This is a genomic window from Lentzea sp. NPDC042327 (genome assembly GCF_040647275.1).
Classification (GTDB): Bacteria; Actinomycetota; Actinomycetes; order Mycobacteriales; family Pseudonocardiaceae; genus Lentzea.
Window position 1 is genome coordinate 103,021 of record NZ_JBEZBX010000016.1, and the last position, 14,648, is coordinate 117,668.

The window sequence follows — 14,648 nt, forward strand, 5'->3', positions numbered from 1 at the left end:
TCCGCCGGACATGACTGATCCGGAAGAAGCCGAGGAGTTCGCCGAAGAGGTCGGTGTCGACCCGACCCCGCAGGAGGTGGACGAGTACCGCGAGATGACGCAACCGGGCGAGTGGCGCGCCGACGAGAAGATGGCACCGGGTGGCGCGCCCGCACCGCAGGACGGCGACGACCCGACCGGCGGTTCCGGCGCGTGATGTCCGATTTATCCGGTGCGGGTGAATAGTGTTCGCCCGCACCGGGTACCAGGGTGTCGTGGATGCCCGAGTTGCCGTATTCGCCCCGTCCCCTCAACTGACCGTCACCGTCGAGGACCTCGACGGTGAGCCCGACGTGCACCTGCACGCGGGCGGCCAGGGTTTCTGGCAGTCCAGGATGATCGCCGCGTTGGGTGTCGAAGCCGTCGTGTGCGCGACCTTCGGCGGCGAGACCGGACGTGTGCTGCGCACGTTGCTGGAAGGCGAGCACGTCGACCTGCGCGCACGTGATGTCGCCGCGCGCAACGGCGCCTACGTGCACGACCGCCGCGACGGAAGCCGGTCCGAGGTGGTCGAGATGCTCCCGGACGCGTTGTCCCGCCACGAGCTCGACGACGTCTACGAGCTGGCCCTGATCGAGGGCATCCGCGCCGGCACGGCCGTGCTGAGCGGCCCGTCCGACGACCGGGTGCTGCCGCACGACGTCTACCACCGCCTCACCGCCGACCTCACCAGCAACGGCTGCCGCGTGATCGTCGACCTCGCCGGCGACCGGCTGGCCGAGGCCGTGCGCGGCGGCCCGCACGTCGTGAAGGTCAGCCACGAGGAGCTGGGCGAGGAGGACGTGCCCAAGCTCATCGCGAAGTGCCGCGAGCTCGCCGAGTCGTGCGTCCACGGCGTGGTGGTCTCCCGTGCGGACGAACCGGCATTGGCCCTGCTGGAGGACAAGCTGTACTTCGTGAAGATGCCCCAGTTGCAGCCGGTCGACACGCGGGGCGCGGGCGACTCCATGACCGCGGGGATTTCAGCGGGCCTCGCACTGGGTATGTCGTTGGAGGACGCGGTGAAGCTCGGCGCCGCCGCGGGCGCGGTCAACGTGACGCGCCACGGTCTCGGCAGCGGGAGCGGCGACGCGGTGCGGGAGCTGAGCAAACGCGTGGAACTGGAGCCGATCGAGGAATGAGCGGATGCGCGCGCTGATCACCAACGACGACGGAATCGACTCGCCCGGCCTGCTGGTGCTGGCGCAGGCCGCAGTCTCACTGGGCTACGAGGTGGTCGTCGCGGCACCGGCCCAGCAGGCCAGCGGCACCAGCGCCTCGGTGGCGGCGGTCGGCGACACCGGCAGGGTGGTCAGCGAACGCCGTGACCTGCCCGGTCTCGACGTCGAGGCGTGGGCGGTCGCCGCCCACCCCGGCCTGATCTCGCTGATCGCCTGCCAGGGCGGTTTCGGCGGCAAACCCGACGTGCTGCTCTCCGGCATCAACCTGGGCGCGAACGTCGGACGCGCCGTCCTGCACTCCGGCACCGTCGGCGCCGCCCTGACCGCGCACGTGAACGACGTGTCCGCGCTCGCGGTGTCGCTCGACGTCGGGTTGGACCACCCCGAACCGCTGTGGGACAAGGCGGGCGAGCTGGCACGCGTCGTGCTGCCGCTGCTGGGGGAGATGCCCGATGCGACGGTGCTCTCGCTCAACGTGCCGAACGCCGGTGACGTGCGCGGACTCCGCTGGGCGGAGCTGGCCCGGTTCGGCACGGTGCAGAGCCGCGTGGACGAGGCCGGCGAGAACGAGGTCGAGCTCGTCGCCGTGTACTCCGAGGAGTCACCCGCACCCGGCACGGACGCCGCGCTGCTCGGCGAGGGCTACGCGACGCTGACCGCGCTGCGCTCGGTGGAGCGCGACACTAGCGTCGAGCGCCCTTTGCCGCCCTGGCCAGCGTGATCACGAGCCCGATCAGCGCGGTCCGCACCTCCAGGAAGCTCTCGGCCGTGATGTCGTCGACGTAGAACGCCAGCAAGCCGAACGACACGAGCAGCAGGAGGCCGTACATCCGCGCCAGGTCGAGCCGCCACGCCATGACGACGCCGAGCGCGCCGACGCCGATCTGCAGCACGTGGTAGTTCGGGTCGAGCCCGAACAGGTCGAGCCACCCGAAGACGAGCTGGAACACCCCGGCCGTGAGGGTGAGCGCCTGTGGCCTGGTGAACCGGAAGCGGTCGGTCGTCGCCAAGGCCATGGTCGCCCTACCCTTCGGATCGCCGCCACACCGCGTCGTACTTCGCTTGGCTTTCGCGGTCCTGCGCGGCGTTGCGCTCTCGACGGCCTGCGGTCGCTGTTCCTCTGGGATACCCGTACTTCGTGAGGCGGTAATCCACGCTTTCGGGTGCGTAGGACAACGCGAAGTAAAGGCCCACAACGAATCCCAGCGCACCGCACGCGATGGCGAGCGGCCACGGCGACCCGAGCCCGAACACGAGCGCCAGCGTGATGGCCGTCGTCAGCGGCGTGACCTGCACCAGGCTGCGGAGCGTGAAGCGCAGCAACCACTTCGGACCGGTCACGTCGTCGTAGACGAACGCGCGGTGCTTCTGCGGCACGCGCCCACCGGCGTAGTACCAGAGCTTCAGCGCGGGGTTCATGCCGTGGCCTTCGCGATCACCTTGCGCAGCACCTCGTTCAGCTGGGCGAGCTCCTCGAACGACATGCCGAGCTGCTCGACGACCTTGAAGGGGATCTTCAACGCCTCGTTCCTGAGCTCCTGGCCCTGCTCGGTGAGGGTCAGCGCCAGCGCGCGCTCGTCGGCCTTGTCGCGCTGCCGCTCGACGTACCCGATGGCCTCCAACCGCTTCAGCAACGGGCTGAGGGTGCCGGGGTCGAGCTGCAGGGCCGTGGAGAGGTCCTTCACCGTGCGCGGCGACCGCTCCCACAGGGCCAGCATCACCAGGTACTGCGGGTGGGTGAGGTTGAGGGGTTCGAGGATCGGCCGGTAGACCGCGATCACCGTGCGGCTGGCCACCGCGAGCCCGAAGCAGACCTGCCGCTCCAGCTCAAGGGGGTTCTCCGGGATACTTGGTGTGCTAATCATTTGTGCACACAGTATCTCGGGGGCGTGCCTGCGGTCCAGCGGGTGTGGCGGGGGAGACGTTCCCCGCTCCAGGCCCTACCTCAGCGCTTCGGTCAGCACCCCGGCCGTCACCGCGGCACCGGCGGCCGTCATCACCGTGCCCCCGTGGTCGACCTCGGGGATCAGCACCGGCTCGTGCAGCACGGGCAGCGCCGCGCGGAACCCGGCCGCGTCCTGCGCCGAGTAGGCGGGCGGGGTGTCCGGCCCGGTGCTCCACCCGGCGTGCACGAACCACGTCGGCACGGTCAGCGAGCGCCAGGGCGAGGTGCCGAGGACTGTGTCACGCGCGTCGGCGAGGACGGTGGCCCGGTCGAGCCTGCGGTGGCCGTCGGGGGACAGGTCGTGGGCGAAGTACGCGCGCTGCAGCGGGTCGGCCGGGTCGATGAGCGGGTTCGCGGCGGCGTTCGCGGCGAGGTAGCCGTCCGGTGTCCAGGTCCGGTCCAGGACGGCGAGCTGCGGAGCGAACGCGGCCTCGATCAGCTCGGGGGTCATGGCGGCGTGCGCGGGCATGGGCAGACCGCCGTCCACGAGAACGAGCGCGCGCACCCGGTCCGGATGGCGTACGGCGAGGTCGACGCCGACGTACGCGCCCATGGACATGCCGCACACCGTCACCGCGTCGAGTCCCAACGCGTCCAGCACGCGCACCATGTCGTCGGTGTGCTGCCGGAGCGACGAGCCCGTCAGGGCCGCGCTGTCGGCACGGCCGCGCAGGTCGGGGGCCACCAGCGTGAAGCCGTGCGCGGCGACCCAGCTCCACAGCTTGCGGTTGCTGGTCAGGCCGTGGACGGCGAGCACGGGTGCGGTGTCGCCGTCCACCACCTCGACGGTCAGGGTCCCGCCGGTGACGGGGACGTGGTGCAGCATGTGCCGGAGCTCCTCTCAGGCCTTGCCCGGGTTGAAGATGTGCAACGGGTCGAGGGTGTGCTTGACGGCGTCCTGCACGGCGCACACGTCGGGGCCGAGCTCGCGGATCATGCCGTCGCGCTTGAGCAGGCCCACGCCGTGCTCGCCGGTGACGGTGCCGCCGAGTGCGAGCGCGGCGTCGATGATGTCGGTGAACGCGGCCTGCGCGGCGATGCGCGCGTTGTCGTCGCCGGGCGGGGTGACGAGCATCGGGTGCAGGTTGCCGTCGCCGGCGTGGGCGATGGTCGCCACCTGGACGCCGTGCCGCGCGCCGATCTCCACGATCCGCGCGAGCATCGCGGGCACGGCCGACCGCGGCACGCACACGTCCTCGGTCAGCAGCGGCCCGAGGCGTTCCAGCGCCGGGTAGGCGAGGCGGCGGGCGGCGAACAGCGCCTCGGCCTCGGTCGAGTCGGTCGACCGCTCGGTCCACACGGCGCCGGCCTCGGTGAACGCGCTGGCCAGGCCGTCGGCGTCCGCGGCGGTCTCGGCGCGGGCCAGCAGCATGGCCTCGGTGTCGGGTTCGATGCCCAGGCGCTTCCAGTCCTCGACGGCCCGCAGGCACGCGCGGTCGACCAGCTCCAGCGCCGCCGGTTGCAGGCCGCGGCGGGTGCACAGCGCGACCGCGTCACCCGCGGCGACGAGTCCGGCGAACGCGCCGACGACGGTGGCCTGCGGTGCGGGCGCGGGGCGCAGCCGCAGGGTGATCTCGGTGACGACGCCGAGCGTGCCCTCCGAGCCGACCAGCAGGCTGGTCAGGTCGTACCCGGCGACGCCCTTGGTGGTGCGCCGCCCCAGCCGGACCGCCGTGCCGTACTCGACGGGCCCGCCCATCACGACCTCCAGGCCGAGGACGTAGTCGCGGGTCACGCCGTACTTCAGGCAGCACAGGCCGCCGGCGTTCGTGGCGACGTTGCCGCCGATGGTCGACCACGGCGAGCTGGCCGGGTCCGGCGGGTACCAGAGCCCCTGCGCGGCAACGGCTTTCTTGAGGTCGTCGTTCACCACGCCGGGCTGCACGACGGCGAGCAGGTTCTCGGGGTCGATCTCCAGCACCCGGTCCATCCGGCTGAGGTCGAGCACGAGGCAGCCGTCGACGGCGTTCGCCCCGCCGGACAGCCCGGTGCCCGCACCGCGCGGCACGATCGGGACGTTGTGGGCGGCGCAGTGCCGCACCGCCTCCTGGACCTCCGCCGTGGACTGCGGCCGGAACGCGGCCCAGGGCGTGCCCGCGGGCGCCCACTCGGCCTCGTCGTGGCTCAGGTTCACGAGCGAGTTCGGGTCGGTGATCAGGTTCGGCAAGGTCATGACCGCTCCAACGCGCCGTGCGCGGCCTTGTGCGCCACGCGTTCCAGTTCCGCACCCCACTCTGCCGGAGTCGTGTCCGCGTGGAACGGCACGACGCCGAACCCCGCCACCGCGAACCGCGCGAAGAGCAGCAGGTCGAAGGCCTGCGCGGGGGAGGCGAGCGGAGGTGTGAGCAGCGCGGCGATGCTCTCGGCACCCGCGTTCAGCTCCCGGGTACCGGTGGCGATGAGGTCCGGTTCCCGCAGGATCACCTCGCGGCGGCCGAGCTTGAGCGCCCACTGCTCCGGCGTGATCGTGCCGACCGCGGCGCGAACCGCGTCCACCAGTGCCGCGACGGGGTCCGGGCCCGGCCGCAGCGCGCGGACGACCCGGCTGAGGAACGCGTCGTACCAGAAGATCGCGGCCTTGCTGCCGAACGTGCGGAACAGCGTCCGCTCGGACACCCCGGCCCGGTCGGCGATCGCCTTGGTCGAGGTCGCCGCGAACCCGTGCTCCAGGCACAGCTCGATGGCCGCCTGCTGGATGGCGAGGCGGGTGCGCAGGTCCTTCGCGGCGCGGCCGGTGAGCGTCTCCACGCGGCTCAACCTAGCGCGAAATGTCAGCAACTGCCAGATTTTCTGGCAGGAACTGTCAGAGTGTGGGGTGCGGGTTCTGGGGTAGACGACCTGCATGCCCCGCACGACCGTCGTCATCGCCACGCGGAACCGCGCCGACAGCCTGCTGCGCACCCTCGCGCACCTCAGCCCGTCGCGGGTGCCGGTGATCGTGGTCGACAACGCCTCCACCGACGACACCGCCGCACGCGTGCGGGCCGAGTTCCCGCTGGTCCGGGTGTTGCAGTCGCCGGTCAACCGCGGTGCGGCCGGTCGCAACGCCGGGGTGCTGGCCGCGCGCACGCCGTACGTGGCGTTCGCGGACGACGACTCGTGGTGGGCGCCGGGGGCGTTCGAGCGGGCCGAGCGGATCTTCGACGACCACCCGGACCTCGCCGTGATCGCGGGCCGCACGCTCGTCGGTCCTGAGGAGAGACCGGACCCGATCACACCGCTGCTGCGCGACAGCCCGCTCGGTCAGGGCGTGGCGGGGCCCGCGGTGCTGGGGTTCCTGGCCTGCTCGGCGATCGTGCGGCGGCAGGCGTTCGAGGAGGTCGGCGGGTTCAGCGCGCTGCTGTTCTTCCGCGGCGAGGAGACGCTGCTGGCGTGGGACCTCGCGGCAGCGGGCTGGGCGCTCTGCTACGTCGAGGACGTGGTGGCGCACCACCACCCGTCACCGCACCGCGAGCAGGGCGGCGAGATCGTCGAACGGCGCAACGCCGTGCTGACGTCGTGGATGCGCAGGCCCGTGAGCCGGGCACTGGCGGACTCGCTGCGGGACCCGGTGGCGTTCCGCGCGGCCGTGCCCCGCCTGCGCCAGGCGCTCCGGCAGCGCAGCGCGTTGCCGGAACACCTGGAGGCGCAGATCAGGAAAGCGAGCGGACCGCCGCGGCGAGGCGCGTGATGCCCTCGTCGATCTGCTCCGGCGTGACACCCGAGAACGCGAGGCGCATCTCGTTGTCGCCGCCCTCCAGCAGGAAGTCGGAGCCCTTCACGAACTCGACGCCGTGCTCCTTGGCGACCGGGAACAGCTTCTCGATCGACACGCCCGGCAGCTCGACCCACATGAAGTAGCCGCCCTGCGGCGCCGTGAACACGGCCTCGGGCAGCTCCCGCCGCAACGCCGCGACGAGCGCGTCCCGGCGGGCGCGCAGCGCGGTGCGCACGTTGACGACCGACTCGTCGAGGCGACCGGACCGGCAGTACGAGTTCACGATCGACTGCGCCACCATGTTCGGCGAGATGTACGTGGTGGTGGCGATGTCCTGGACCGCCTTGATGACGGACTTCGGCCCCACCAGGTACCCGCAGCGGATGCCGGGCGCCATGGTCTTCGAGAACGACGACGCGTAGACGACCTTCTCGTTCTCGTCCTGCGACAGCATCGTCGGCAGCGGCTCGCCCTCGAACCGCACCTTCACGTACGGGTCGTCCTCGAACAGCACGAAGTCGTACCGGGCCGCGAGCTCCAGCAGCCGCGCCCGCTTGGCCGCGGACAGCGTGTAGCCGGCCGGGTTGTGGAAGTTCGGGATGATGTGCGCGAGCTTCGGCCGCACACCGCTCTCCAGCAGCTTCTCCAGCGCGTCGACGTCGATGCCGTCGGTCTGCAGCTCGATCGCGTGGACCTTCGCGCCGCGCTGGCGCAGGTTCAGCAGCGTGCGGTCGTAGGTCGGCGCCTCGACCACGACGTCGTCGCCCTCGCCCACGAGCAGCTCGAACAGGAACGCGTCGGCCTGCATCGACCCGTTGGTGACGAGCACCTGCTCCGGCTCGACCCCGTGCTGCTCCGCGAGCCAGGTCCGCAGCGGCACGTAGCCGACGCTCGTTCCGTACGCGAAGGTGCCGCCGGGGTCGTCCGTGAAGGCTTTCTGCGCTGCTTCGCGCAGACCTTCCTGGTCGATGATGTCGAGAGAGGGCGCTCCGCGCGTGAACAGGATCGAGGCCATGCGCGGAGCGTACAACTCCCACTATTTGGGCTACGGCGCGTATGCGTATGCGTTGAGCTGGTCGACCGCGCTCTTCGCGCCACCGAGGTGGTAGAGGTCGACCGACAGGTAGTTCGGCTTCTTCCGCGCCGCGGGCTGGCAGAACTGCTGCGCCCGGTTCAGCACCTTCTCGTTGTCCGTCGTGGCGGTGTTCGTGAACGGCACGTCCCGGAAGTGGTTCATGACGAACAGCGGCTGGAACCGGTCGGTGGCCGTGAGCGGTTTTTCAGCCCATCGGCTGTAGCAGGACCAGTCGGACGCGCCCACCCCCGGCCCCATCGACCAGTAGTTCTCGACGGTCCAGTCCCGCTGGTACAGCACACCGGTGTCCTCGCGCCCGTCCTTGTCGTGGTCGGTGAAGACGATCAACCGCTTGTTCGCGCTCTGGAGCTGGCTGCGCGTCGGCCAGCCGTTCTCCTTCACGCCCTCGGCCCGGTACAGCACGTCGTCGAGCCCGTTGACCTTGCGCAGCTCGGCGCGCAGCGTGGCGGCGTCGACGTAGTCCTCCAGGAAGACCGTGATGATCTCCTGGCGGTTGTTACGCAGGAAGTCGACCATGCGCTGCAGGTCGACGTTGAGCGCCACGGGCCGGCTGACGAGCGTGCAGCTGTTGTGGCAGAGGATCGCGCCGTCCGGCGTCTGGTGGATGTCGAGCATGAACCCGCGCACGCCGTCGTTCAGCTGCTGCACGATGCCGCGCGTCTGGTTCTTGGCGAGGTTGACGAACGGCGGCGCGAACCCGCCGTCGACCCCGTTCGCATACGCGTTGTGGGCCGTCAGGAACGTCATCTGGTCGAGCCGCGGGTCAGCCGGCATCGGGTTCTGCCGACCGGTGACGGGCGTGAGGTACCACCGCGTCTCCCCGCCGAGGCCGAAGACCTCCCACTGGTCACCGAACTGCGTGAGCGAGTGGACCGTGTCCCCCTGTGAGCACGGCGCCATGCTGAGCTGGCGGGTGATGCACTGCCCCGGCGAGTCGGTGTTCTCGAACCTCCCGTCGGCGAGCCGCCACTGCTGGTGGTCCTCGTTGCCCTTCGGGCGGTGCAGGGCGAGTCCGGTGCCGCTCTGGGCGACGTTGAGCCCGGTGCGCACACCGGTGACGTAGAACGTGCCGCTCGGGGCCGCCACCGCCGGGGAGGCGGTGACGACGGGCACCAGGGGCAGTAGCAGCGCGGCTGCGATGGCAGGGAGGTATCGCATGGTGAACAGCGTCACTTAGATGAGCGAAACATGAAACATCTTCAGCAGTGTGAACGTTTAACACTGTGGATGTTCCGCGCGTCGGACCGCCCGCCGCACCTGGTTGCGGGGCCGGTTGAGGGCCTGGTCACGGGCCTGCGGGTTTGGTTGCGAGCGAGGCAGCCGTCGCTCAGGCGAAGGGTCAGGGCCGGGGTGGAGCGCCGCCTCCACAAGCCGCGCAGGGTTCGACTCCCTCAGTCGCCACTCGCTGCGGTGCCGCTCGCTGCGGTGCCGCTCGCCGCACGGCGCGGGTTCCGCGCGGCACAGACCTCGCCGGGCTACGCGTCATCCCGACGACCCACCTTCCAGGGCCTTCTCACTCCAGCGCCCCTCCCGGACCTCCTCGCCCCGGCGGGGCCAGCACGGCACGCAGCCGCTCCTCCACGTACCGCAGCGCCTCCCGCATCTGCCCCTCGGTCGCACCCCCGGCGCGACCTCACGCCGACCCGGCGGTTCACCTCCCGCGGGTGCCGCCACGTCCAGCGGGCGAGCTGGACGACCCTGGCGTTGACGGCGGAGGCGAGGTGCGTGCTGTCGATCACTGGTCCTCCTCGGACGCGAAGTCGTGGAGAACCCAGGATGACGACGAGGTCTGACATTTCCGGGAACCGCAGGTCAGAGCCCCCGGGAAACCTCAGGGACGCCCCGGATGCCCCCACCCCGCCCCCTCGCCACCATCAGAACCATGGACGACGGACTGCGGAGGCTGACCGGCATCGCCTCGATCATCTTCACCATCGGCACGGCACTGCACGCGTTCGTGGTCGTCAACCACCACACGCTCACCCTGATGATGGTGAAGGCGAACGCCGACCCCGCCACCGCCGGCCAGTTCCTGACCACGTTCCGCGTCGTCGGCTGTCTCTACATCGCCGGCAACGCCCTCGGCGTCCTCGCCCTGCTCAAGAGCCCGCCGAGGTGGCTCTTCTGGCCGGTCCTCGCGGTCAACGTCACCCAAGCCGCCGGGGTGTTCATGGTGCCGCCGGAGATGTGGGCGGCCGCGAGAGAGGAGTTCGGCCTGGTGGGCATGCTGCCGTCGCTGGTCACGGACGGCGGCGCGCTCGTCCTCGCCGTCATCCTCGTCGTCGGCCGAGGCCTGAGCATGCGAAAGGGCCCGTCCAGCGGAGCTGAACGGGCCCTTCGTCACACCAAGAGCGAAATCAGATGACGCGGACGTCCTGCGCCTGCGGTCCCTTCTGACCCTGCCCGATCTCGAACTCCACGCGCTGCTGCTCGTCCAGCGACTTGAAGCCGTTGCCGGAGATCTGCGAGTAGTGAACGAAAACGTCCGGTCCGCCGCCGTCCTGGGCGATGAATCCGAAGCCCTTTTCGCCGTTGAACCACTTAACGGTGCCCTGCGCCATGCGAAATGCTCCCTAAAGTCTGCCAACCCCGGAGACCGGGGTAGGACCCAGTGTGCCAGGTCCGCGTCCTTCTCACATCGTGGTTAGCCCGGTGGTGTGAAGAAGTAAGTTGGCACGGGTGCCACCGAGAGGAGCAGGGATGACGAACTGGCTGGACGTCGCGCGGGACGTCGCGGCGACGCTCAGGTCCGACGCGGCGGACCGGGACCGGGCCAACCAGCCGCCCACCAAGGAGGTGGAGCTGCTCCGGCAGAGCGGCCTGCTGAACGTCGGCGACTGGGCCGTGCAGCAGCGGGTCACCCGGGTCATCGGGGCCGCCGACGCCAACGCCGGGCACCTCCTCGGGTACCACTACCTGCAGGTCTGGCGTTCCGGCCTGTTCGACACGTCCTTCTCCCGCCACGACGACCAGTTCTGGGCCGGGGTCAGCAACCCGCTCGACGCCGCGCTCGAACTGACGCCCACGGGCTCCGGGTTCCTGCTCAACGGGCGCAAGACGTTCGCCACCGGCGCGAGCGTCGCCGACCGCATCGTGGTCAGCGCGACGCGCACCGACAACGGCGAGAAGCTGACCTTCCTGCTCGACGGAAAAGCGACGGGAATCACCTACCTGGACGACTGGGACAACATCGGTCAGCGGCTCACCGCGTCCGGCGGGGTCGTGTTCGAGAACGTCGAGGTCTCCGAGGTCCTGGGCGTGCAGCCGGCGAACGAGGACCCGCGGCTCAGCCTCGCCGCGATCGGGTTCCAGCTCGTGCTCGCGCAGCTCTACGTCGCCATCGCCGAGGGCGCGCTGGAGGAGGCCGCCGACTACACCCGCACGAAGACCCGCCCGTGGTTCGTCAGCGGGGTCGACGCCGCCACCGAGGACCCGTACGTCGTCGCCGCCTACGGCGAGATGGTGGCGCAGACGAAGGCGGCCGGGCTGCTCGCGGACAGGGCGGCCGAGCTGCTCTGGGAGGCCAGTGAGCTGGGTCGGCACCTCACGCCGCAGAAGCGCGCGCAGGTGGCCGTCGAGATCTCCGCCGCCAAGGTGGTCAGCACCAAGCTCGTCAACGACGTCACCAGCCGCATCTTCGAACAGGTCGGCGCGCGCGGCACGGCGGCCAAGTACGGCGTTGACCGGTTCTGGCGCAACGCGCGCACGCTCACGTTGCACGACCCGGTCGTCTACAAGGCCCGTGAGGTCGGCGAGCACTTCCTCACCGGTGCCCGTCCCGCGCACACCGGGTACAGCTGATGGAACCCGTTCTCGCCGACTCGGTCCGGCTCACCGACGAGGGCGTGCTGGTCCTGGACCGCCGCCGCTTCCCGTTCGAACGCGAGTGGGTGCTGTGCCGGACGGCCGAGGAGGTCGCGAAGGCCGTCGAGGACATGGTCACCCAGTCCTCCGGACCGTACTTCGCCGTCCTCTACGGCATGGTGCTCAAGGCCCGCACCCTCGAACACCTGCCGTTCGAGCAGGCCAGGCAGCAGCTCGCCGCCACCGCGCACGTGCTGGAGAACACCCGGCGCACCAACAACGCCCTGCGCAAGGCCACCGCGGTCGTCCTGGAGGCGGTCGACGAGCACCGGGACGTCAGCCGGGCGCTCGACGGCGCCCGCACCGGGGACGAGCGCTACCGCGGCAAGAGCCGCGCGCTCGGCGAGCACACCGCGGCCCTGCTGCCCGACGACGCGACCGTCCTGACCCACTGCTGGGCCGACCTCTACCTCACGGAGACGGTCAAAGCCGCCCAGCGGCGGGGCAAGCGGCTCAAGTTCTTCTGCACGGAGACCCGCCCGTACCTGCAGGGCGCCCGGCTCACCGCCGAGACGTTGATCGAGATGGGCGTCGACACCACGCTCATCACCGACGGCATGGGCGCGGCGGTGTTGCAGAGCGGTGAGGTCGACGCCTTGGTCACGGCGGCCGACCGGGTGACCATGGACGGGCACGTGGTGAACAAGGTCGGCACACTGGGCCTGGCCGTGGCCGCGCACGCGTTCGGCGTGCCGTTCCACGCCCAGGTGCAGGCGCCCGACCTGAACGCGCCGACGGCGCAGGACGTGGAGATCGAGTACCGCGATGGCGCCGAGGTGCTGCAGGTGCTCGGCCGGCCGAGTGCCACGCCGCGGGCGAAGGGGCTGTACCCGGCGTTCGACGTGACGCCGCCGCGGTTCGTCACCGACGTGGTGACCGACCGCGGTGTCTTCCGCGCCGGGGAGCTGGACGAGTACTACGAGGGAGAACAGCGGTGAGCAAGTGGGTCGTGCTCGACATCGAGGGCACGCTGAGCGCGACGGACCAGGTGCTGGTCGTCCTCTACGACTACGCGCGCCCGCGGCTCGGGCCGTGGATCGAGCAGCACGGTGACGACCCCGTGGTCGCCGACGCGGTCGCGCAGGTCAAGGAGCTGTCCGGTCACGACGACGTCGTGAAGGCGCTGCACGACTGGATGGACGCCGACCAGAAGGTCACGCCGCTCAAGACGTTGCAGGGCCTCATCTGGCAGCAGGGCTACGCGCAGGGCGACCTGGTGGCGGAGTTCTTCCCGGACGTCGTGCCCGCCATGCGCAAGTGGCACGGCGAGGGCGTGAAGCTCGCGATCTTCTCCAGCGGCTCGGTCGCGGGCCAGGTCGCGTTCTTCCGGCACACCACCGACGGCGACCTGACCCCGTTGCTGGAGCACCACTTCGACACGGTCAACGCCGGCCCGAAGCGCGAGGCCGCGTCGTACCACAAGATCGCCGAGACGCTGCGGTCCGACGACATCACCTTCTACAGCGACGTTCCCGCGGAGCTGCACGCCGCGCAGGAGGCGGGCTGGAAGACGGTCGGTGTCGCGCGCGCGGGCGAGCCGTACGCCAACGCCGACTTCGCGCCGCACCCGACGGTGTGGGAGCTGTCGTGACCGCGGAGCTCGCCCGCGAGTGCGCCCGGTTCGCCGCGATGGGCTGGATGCGCGGCACCTCGGGCAACCTCTCCGTGGTCCTGCAACGCGATCCGCTGCGGCTCGCGGTCACGGTCAGCGGCGTCGACAAGGGCGAGATCACCGCCGAGGACAGCGTCGTGATCGACGAGAACGGCGCCGCCGTGGACAGCGACAAGGTCCCGAGCGCCGAGGCGGGCCTGCACGCCCGCATCGCGAAGGTCGCCGGGGCGGGCGCGGTCGTCCACGTCCACGCGCTGGCGCCGGTCGTGGCGGCCGAGCACTGGCCGGACGGCGTGGTGCTCAAGGACCTGGAGATGCTCAAGGGCTTCGGCCGGTACGCGCACGAGGAGGTGGTCGTCCCGGTCGTGCCGAACTCGCAGGACATGGTCGAGCTGGGCGACGCCTTCGAGAAGGGCTTCGACCCGCGCACGCCCGCGCTGATCGTGGCACGGCACGGCGTCTACGTCTGGGGCGACGACCTGGTGCAGGCCCGGCACCGGCTGGAATGCCTGGAGTGGTTGCTGCGCTTCAAGGTGGAGACGCGCACGGAAACCTTCACGGGGAGGCACGCATGACGCTGCTGACGGTGTGGCCGGACTCCGGCCCCGAGGAAACCCTGCTCCGCACCAGCGACCCCGAGGAGGTCGCCACCGCGCTCAAGGAGCACGGCGTGCGGTTCTCCCGCTGGTCCGTCGTGGACGGTGTGACGGCCGAGAACGCGTTGCAGGCGTATGAGAAGGACATCGCCCGCGTCAGCGAGACGGAGGGCTACACCTACGTCGACGCGATGGAGATGACCCCCGCCGACACCGACGAGTACCGCGCGAAGGCCGTCGAGTTCCGCAACCGGTTCCTCGCCGAGCACACGCACGACGACGACGAGGACCGCTACTTCGCCCGTGGCGCCGGTGTTTTCTACCTGCACATCGGCGACAGGGTGTACGGCGTGCTGTGCACCGAGGGCGACCTGCTGAGCGTCCCGGCGAACACCACGCACTGGTTCGACATGGGCACGAAGCCGGACTACGTGTCGGTGCGGTTCTTCCACGACGACGACGGCTGGGTCGGCAACTTCACCGGCAGCGACATCGCCACGAAGTTCCCCACCTTCGACGAGCTGGTCTCCGGTTCAGGAATGTGAAAAGTTCGCCCATCTGAATGTTGTCCCGGAATTCCGGAGAACTGTTGATCCCTCCGCCTTCGTGCCCCCAAAGTGGTGCAGACCACTTGTCGAA

The 14,648-nt window shown here is 70.5% G+C and carries 19 protein-coding genes; 10 read left to right on the forward strand and 9 right to left on the reverse strand.

Translation table 11 applies throughout. The annotated features are described in order from the left end of the window. Positions 1–10: 10 nt before the first annotated feature. The 3 genes from AB0A63_RS32785 to AB0A63_RS32795 are packed head-to-tail and all read left to right on the forward strand — an operon-like array spanning position 11 to position 1,920. A complete protein-coding gene (locus AB0A63_RS32785; protein WP_360398067.1) occupies positions 11–196 on the forward strand; it encodes a hypothetical protein in 186 nt (61 codons plus the stop codon). Between the two features lie 58 nt (positions 197–254). Beyond that, positions 255–1,160 carry a PfkB family carbohydrate kinase gene (locus AB0A63_RS32790; protein ID WP_360398069.1) on the forward strand — a complete coding sequence of 302 codons (906 nt, stop codon included), beginning with the start codon at positions 255–257 and terminating at the stop codon, positions 1,158–1,160. Positions 1,161–1,164: 4 nt separating this feature from the next. Continuing rightward, the gene (locus AB0A63_RS32795) at positions 1,165–1,920 is read left to right on the forward strand and encodes a 5'/3'-nucleotidase SurE (RefSeq protein ID WP_360398071.1); all 756 of its coding nucleotides are present in this window, start codon (positions 1,165–1,167) and stop codon (positions 1,918–1,920) included. Here AB0A63_RS32795 and AB0A63_RS32800 read toward each other — a convergent pair. The 6 genes from AB0A63_RS32800 to AB0A63_RS32825 all read right to left on the reverse strand — a co-directional run bounded on the left by AB0A63_RS32800 (position 1,883) and on the right by AB0A63_RS32825 (position 5,892). Next, complete coding sequence (locus tag AB0A63_RS32800) at positions 1,883–2,215, reverse strand: hypothetical protein (protein WP_360398073.1); 333 nt, start codon at positions 2,213–2,215, stop codon at positions 1,883–1,885. The genes AB0A63_RS32795 and AB0A63_RS32800 overlap by 38 nt on opposite strands. Positions 2,216–2,222: 7 nt before the next feature. Continuing rightward, positions 2,223–2,618 carry a DUF5313 family protein gene (locus AB0A63_RS32805; protein ID WP_360398075.1) on the reverse strand — a complete coding sequence of 132 codons (396 nt, stop codon included), beginning with the start codon at positions 2,616–2,618 and terminating at the stop codon, positions 2,223–2,225. Next, positions 2,615–3,064 (reverse strand): MarR family transcriptional regulator, encoded by a 450-nt coding sequence (locus AB0A63_RS32810; RefSeq protein WP_360398077.1) that lies wholly within the window; start codon positions 3,062–3,064, stop codon positions 2,615–2,617. Before AB0A63_RS32810 ends, AB0A63_RS32805 begins: the two co-directional genes overlap by 4 nt. A gap of 75 nt (positions 3,065–3,139) precedes the next feature. Next, complete coding sequence (locus AB0A63_RS32815) at positions 3,140–3,970, reverse strand: alpha/beta hydrolase (RefSeq protein ID WP_360398079.1); 831 nt, start codon at positions 3,968–3,970, stop codon at positions 3,140–3,142. 15 nt (positions 3,971–3,985) lie between these two features. Further along, on the reverse strand, positions 3,986–5,317 hold the full coding sequence (locus tag AB0A63_RS32820; protein WP_360398081.1) for an FAD-linked oxidase C-terminal domain-containing protein: 1,332 nt from the start codon (positions 5,315–5,317) through the stop codon (positions 3,986–3,988). After that, positions 5,314–5,892 carry a helix-turn-helix domain-containing protein gene (locus tag AB0A63_RS32825; protein WP_360398083.1) on the reverse strand — a complete coding sequence of 193 codons (579 nt, stop codon included), beginning with the start codon at positions 5,890–5,892 and terminating at the stop codon, positions 5,314–5,316. Before AB0A63_RS32825 ends, AB0A63_RS32820 begins: the two co-directional genes overlap by 4 nt. Positions 5,893–5,986: 94 nt before the next feature. On the opposite strand from AB0A63_RS32825, the gene AB0A63_RS32830 reads away from it, so the two are divergent. Continuing rightward, positions 5,987–6,814 (forward strand): glycosyltransferase, encoded by an 828-nt coding sequence (locus tag AB0A63_RS32830; RefSeq protein WP_360398085.1) that lies wholly within the window; start codon positions 5,987–5,989, stop codon positions 6,812–6,814. Here the strand turns inward: AB0A63_RS32830 and AB0A63_RS32835 are convergent. Continuing rightward, the gene (locus tag AB0A63_RS32835) at positions 6,777–7,856 is read right to left on the reverse strand and encodes a PLP-dependent aminotransferase family protein (RefSeq protein WP_360398087.1); all 1,080 of its coding nucleotides are present in this window, start codon (positions 7,854–7,856) and stop codon (positions 6,777–6,779) included. The genes AB0A63_RS32830 and AB0A63_RS32835 overlap by 38 nt on opposite strands. 30 nt (positions 7,857–7,886) lie before the next feature. Next, positions 7,887–9,095 (reverse strand): PI-PLC domain-containing protein, encoded by a 1,209-nt coding sequence (locus AB0A63_RS32840; protein WP_360398089.1) that lies wholly within the window; start codon positions 9,093–9,095, stop codon positions 7,887–7,889. A 724-nt stretch (positions 9,096–9,819) separates the two neighbouring features. Between AB0A63_RS32840 and AB0A63_RS32845 the strand changes: the two genes are divergently transcribed. Beyond that, positions 9,820–10,302, forward strand: a complete 483-nt coding sequence (locus AB0A63_RS32845; RefSeq protein WP_360398091.1) for a hypothetical protein — start codon at positions 9,820–9,822, stop codon at positions 10,300–10,302. Here AB0A63_RS32845 and AB0A63_RS32850 read toward each other — a convergent pair. Further along, a complete protein-coding gene (locus AB0A63_RS32850) occupies positions 10,295–10,498 on the reverse strand; it encodes a cold-shock protein (RefSeq protein ID WP_360398093.1) in 204 nt (67 codons plus the stop codon). The two genes, AB0A63_RS32845 and AB0A63_RS32850, sit on opposite strands and share 8 nt — an antisense overlap. Before the next feature lie 139 nt (positions 10,499–10,637). Here AB0A63_RS32850 and AB0A63_RS32855 point away from each other — a divergent pair, with 139 nt between their 5' ends. Genes AB0A63_RS32855 through AB0A63_RS32875 form a run of 5 tightly spaced genes read left to right on the forward strand, consistent with a single transcriptional unit; the run spans position 10,638 to position 14,554 of the window. Then, positions 10,638–11,738, forward strand: a complete 1,101-nt coding sequence (locus AB0A63_RS32855) for an acyl-CoA dehydrogenase family protein (RefSeq protein ID WP_360398095.1) — start codon at positions 10,638–10,640, stop codon at positions 11,736–11,738. Further along, the gene (locus AB0A63_RS32860; protein ID WP_360398097.1) at positions 11,738–12,739 is read left to right on the forward strand and encodes a s-methyl-5-thioribose-1-phosphate isomerase; all 1,002 of its coding nucleotides are present in this window, start codon (positions 11,738–11,740) and stop codon (positions 12,737–12,739) included. The genes AB0A63_RS32855 and AB0A63_RS32860 overlap by 1 nt, the downstream gene beginning before the upstream one ends. After that, on the forward strand, positions 12,736–13,392 hold the full coding sequence (mtnC, locus tag AB0A63_RS32865) for an acireductone synthase (protein WP_360398099.1): 657 nt from the start codon (positions 12,736–12,738) through the stop codon (positions 13,390–13,392). The genes AB0A63_RS32860 and mtnC overlap by 4 nt, the downstream gene beginning before the upstream one ends. Continuing rightward, positions 13,389–13,988: a methylthioribulose 1-phosphate dehydratase gene (mtnB, locus tag AB0A63_RS32870; RefSeq protein ID WP_360398101.1), complete on the forward strand. Its 600-nt coding sequence runs from the start codon at positions 13,389–13,391 to the stop codon at positions 13,986–13,988. Before mtnC ends, mtnB begins: the two co-directional genes overlap by 4 nt. Continuing rightward, positions 13,985–14,554, forward strand: a complete 570-nt coding sequence (locus AB0A63_RS32875) for a cupin (RefSeq protein ID WP_360398103.1) — start codon at positions 13,985–13,987, stop codon at positions 14,552–14,554. Before mtnB ends, AB0A63_RS32875 begins: the two co-directional genes overlap by 4 nt. Positions 14,555–14,648 lie beyond the last annotated feature (94 nt).

What these genes read in the sequence shown, in the direction of transcription:
- AB0A63_RS32860 (WP_360398097.1), top strand. Translation starts at nt 11,738, where the DNA reads ATGGAACCCGTTCTCGCCGACTCGGTCCGGCTCACCGACGAGGGCGTG.
- AB0A63_RS32795 (WP_360398071.1), top strand. Translation starts at nt 1,165, where the DNA reads ATGCGCGCGCTGATCACCAACGACGACGGAATCGACTCGCCCGGCCTG.
- AB0A63_RS32785 (WP_360398067.1), top strand. Translation starts at nt 11, where the DNA reads ATGACTGATCCGGAAGAAGCCGAGGAGTTCGCCGAAGAGGTCGGTGTC.
- AB0A63_RS32845 (WP_360398091.1), top strand. Translation starts at nt 9,820, where the DNA reads ATGGACGACGGACTGCGGAGGCTGACCGGCATCGCCTCGATCATCTTC.
- AB0A63_RS32855 (WP_360398095.1), top strand. Translation starts at nt 10,638, where the DNA reads ATGACGAACTGGCTGGACGTCGCGCGGGACGTCGCGGCGACGCTCAGG.
- AB0A63_RS32800 (WP_360398073.1), bottom strand. Translation starts at nt 2,215, where the DNA reads ATGGCCTTGGCGACGACCGACCGCTTCCGGTTCACCAGGCCACAGGCG.
- AB0A63_RS32835 (WP_360398087.1), bottom strand. Translation starts at nt 7,856, where the DNA reads ATGGCCTCGATCCTGTTCACGCGCGGAGCGCCCTCTCTCGACATCATC.
- AB0A63_RS32850 (WP_360398093.1), bottom strand. Translation starts at nt 10,498, where the DNA reads ATGGCGCAGGGCACCGTTAAGTGGTTCAACGGCGAAAAGGGCTTCGGA.
- AB0A63_RS32840 (WP_360398089.1), bottom strand. Translation starts at nt 9,095, where the DNA reads ATGCGATACCTCCCTGCCATCGCAGCCGCGCTGCTACTGCCCCTGGTG.
- AB0A63_RS32805 (WP_360398075.1), bottom strand. Translation starts at nt 2,618, where the DNA reads ATGAACCCCGCGCTGAAGCTCTGGTACTACGCCGGTGGGCGCGTGCCG.
- AB0A63_RS32830 (WP_360398085.1), top strand. Translation starts at nt 5,987, where the DNA reads ATGCCCCGCACGACCGTCGTCATCGCCACGCGGAACCGCGCCGACAGC.
- AB0A63_RS32810 (WP_360398077.1), bottom strand. Translation starts at nt 3,064, where the DNA reads ATGATTAGCACACCAAGTATCCCGGAGAACCCCCTTGAGCTGGAGCGG.
- AB0A63_RS32875 (WP_360398103.1), top strand. Translation starts at nt 13,985, where the DNA reads ATGACGCTGCTGACGGTGTGGCCGGACTCCGGCCCCGAGGAAACCCTG.
- AB0A63_RS32815 (WP_360398079.1), bottom strand. Translation starts at nt 3,970, where the DNA reads ATGCTGCACCACGTCCCCGTCACCGGCGGGACCCTGACCGTCGAGGTG.
- AB0A63_RS32820 (WP_360398081.1), bottom strand. Translation starts at nt 5,317, where the DNA reads ATGACCTTGCCGAACCTGATCACCGACCCGAACTCGCTCGTGAACCTG.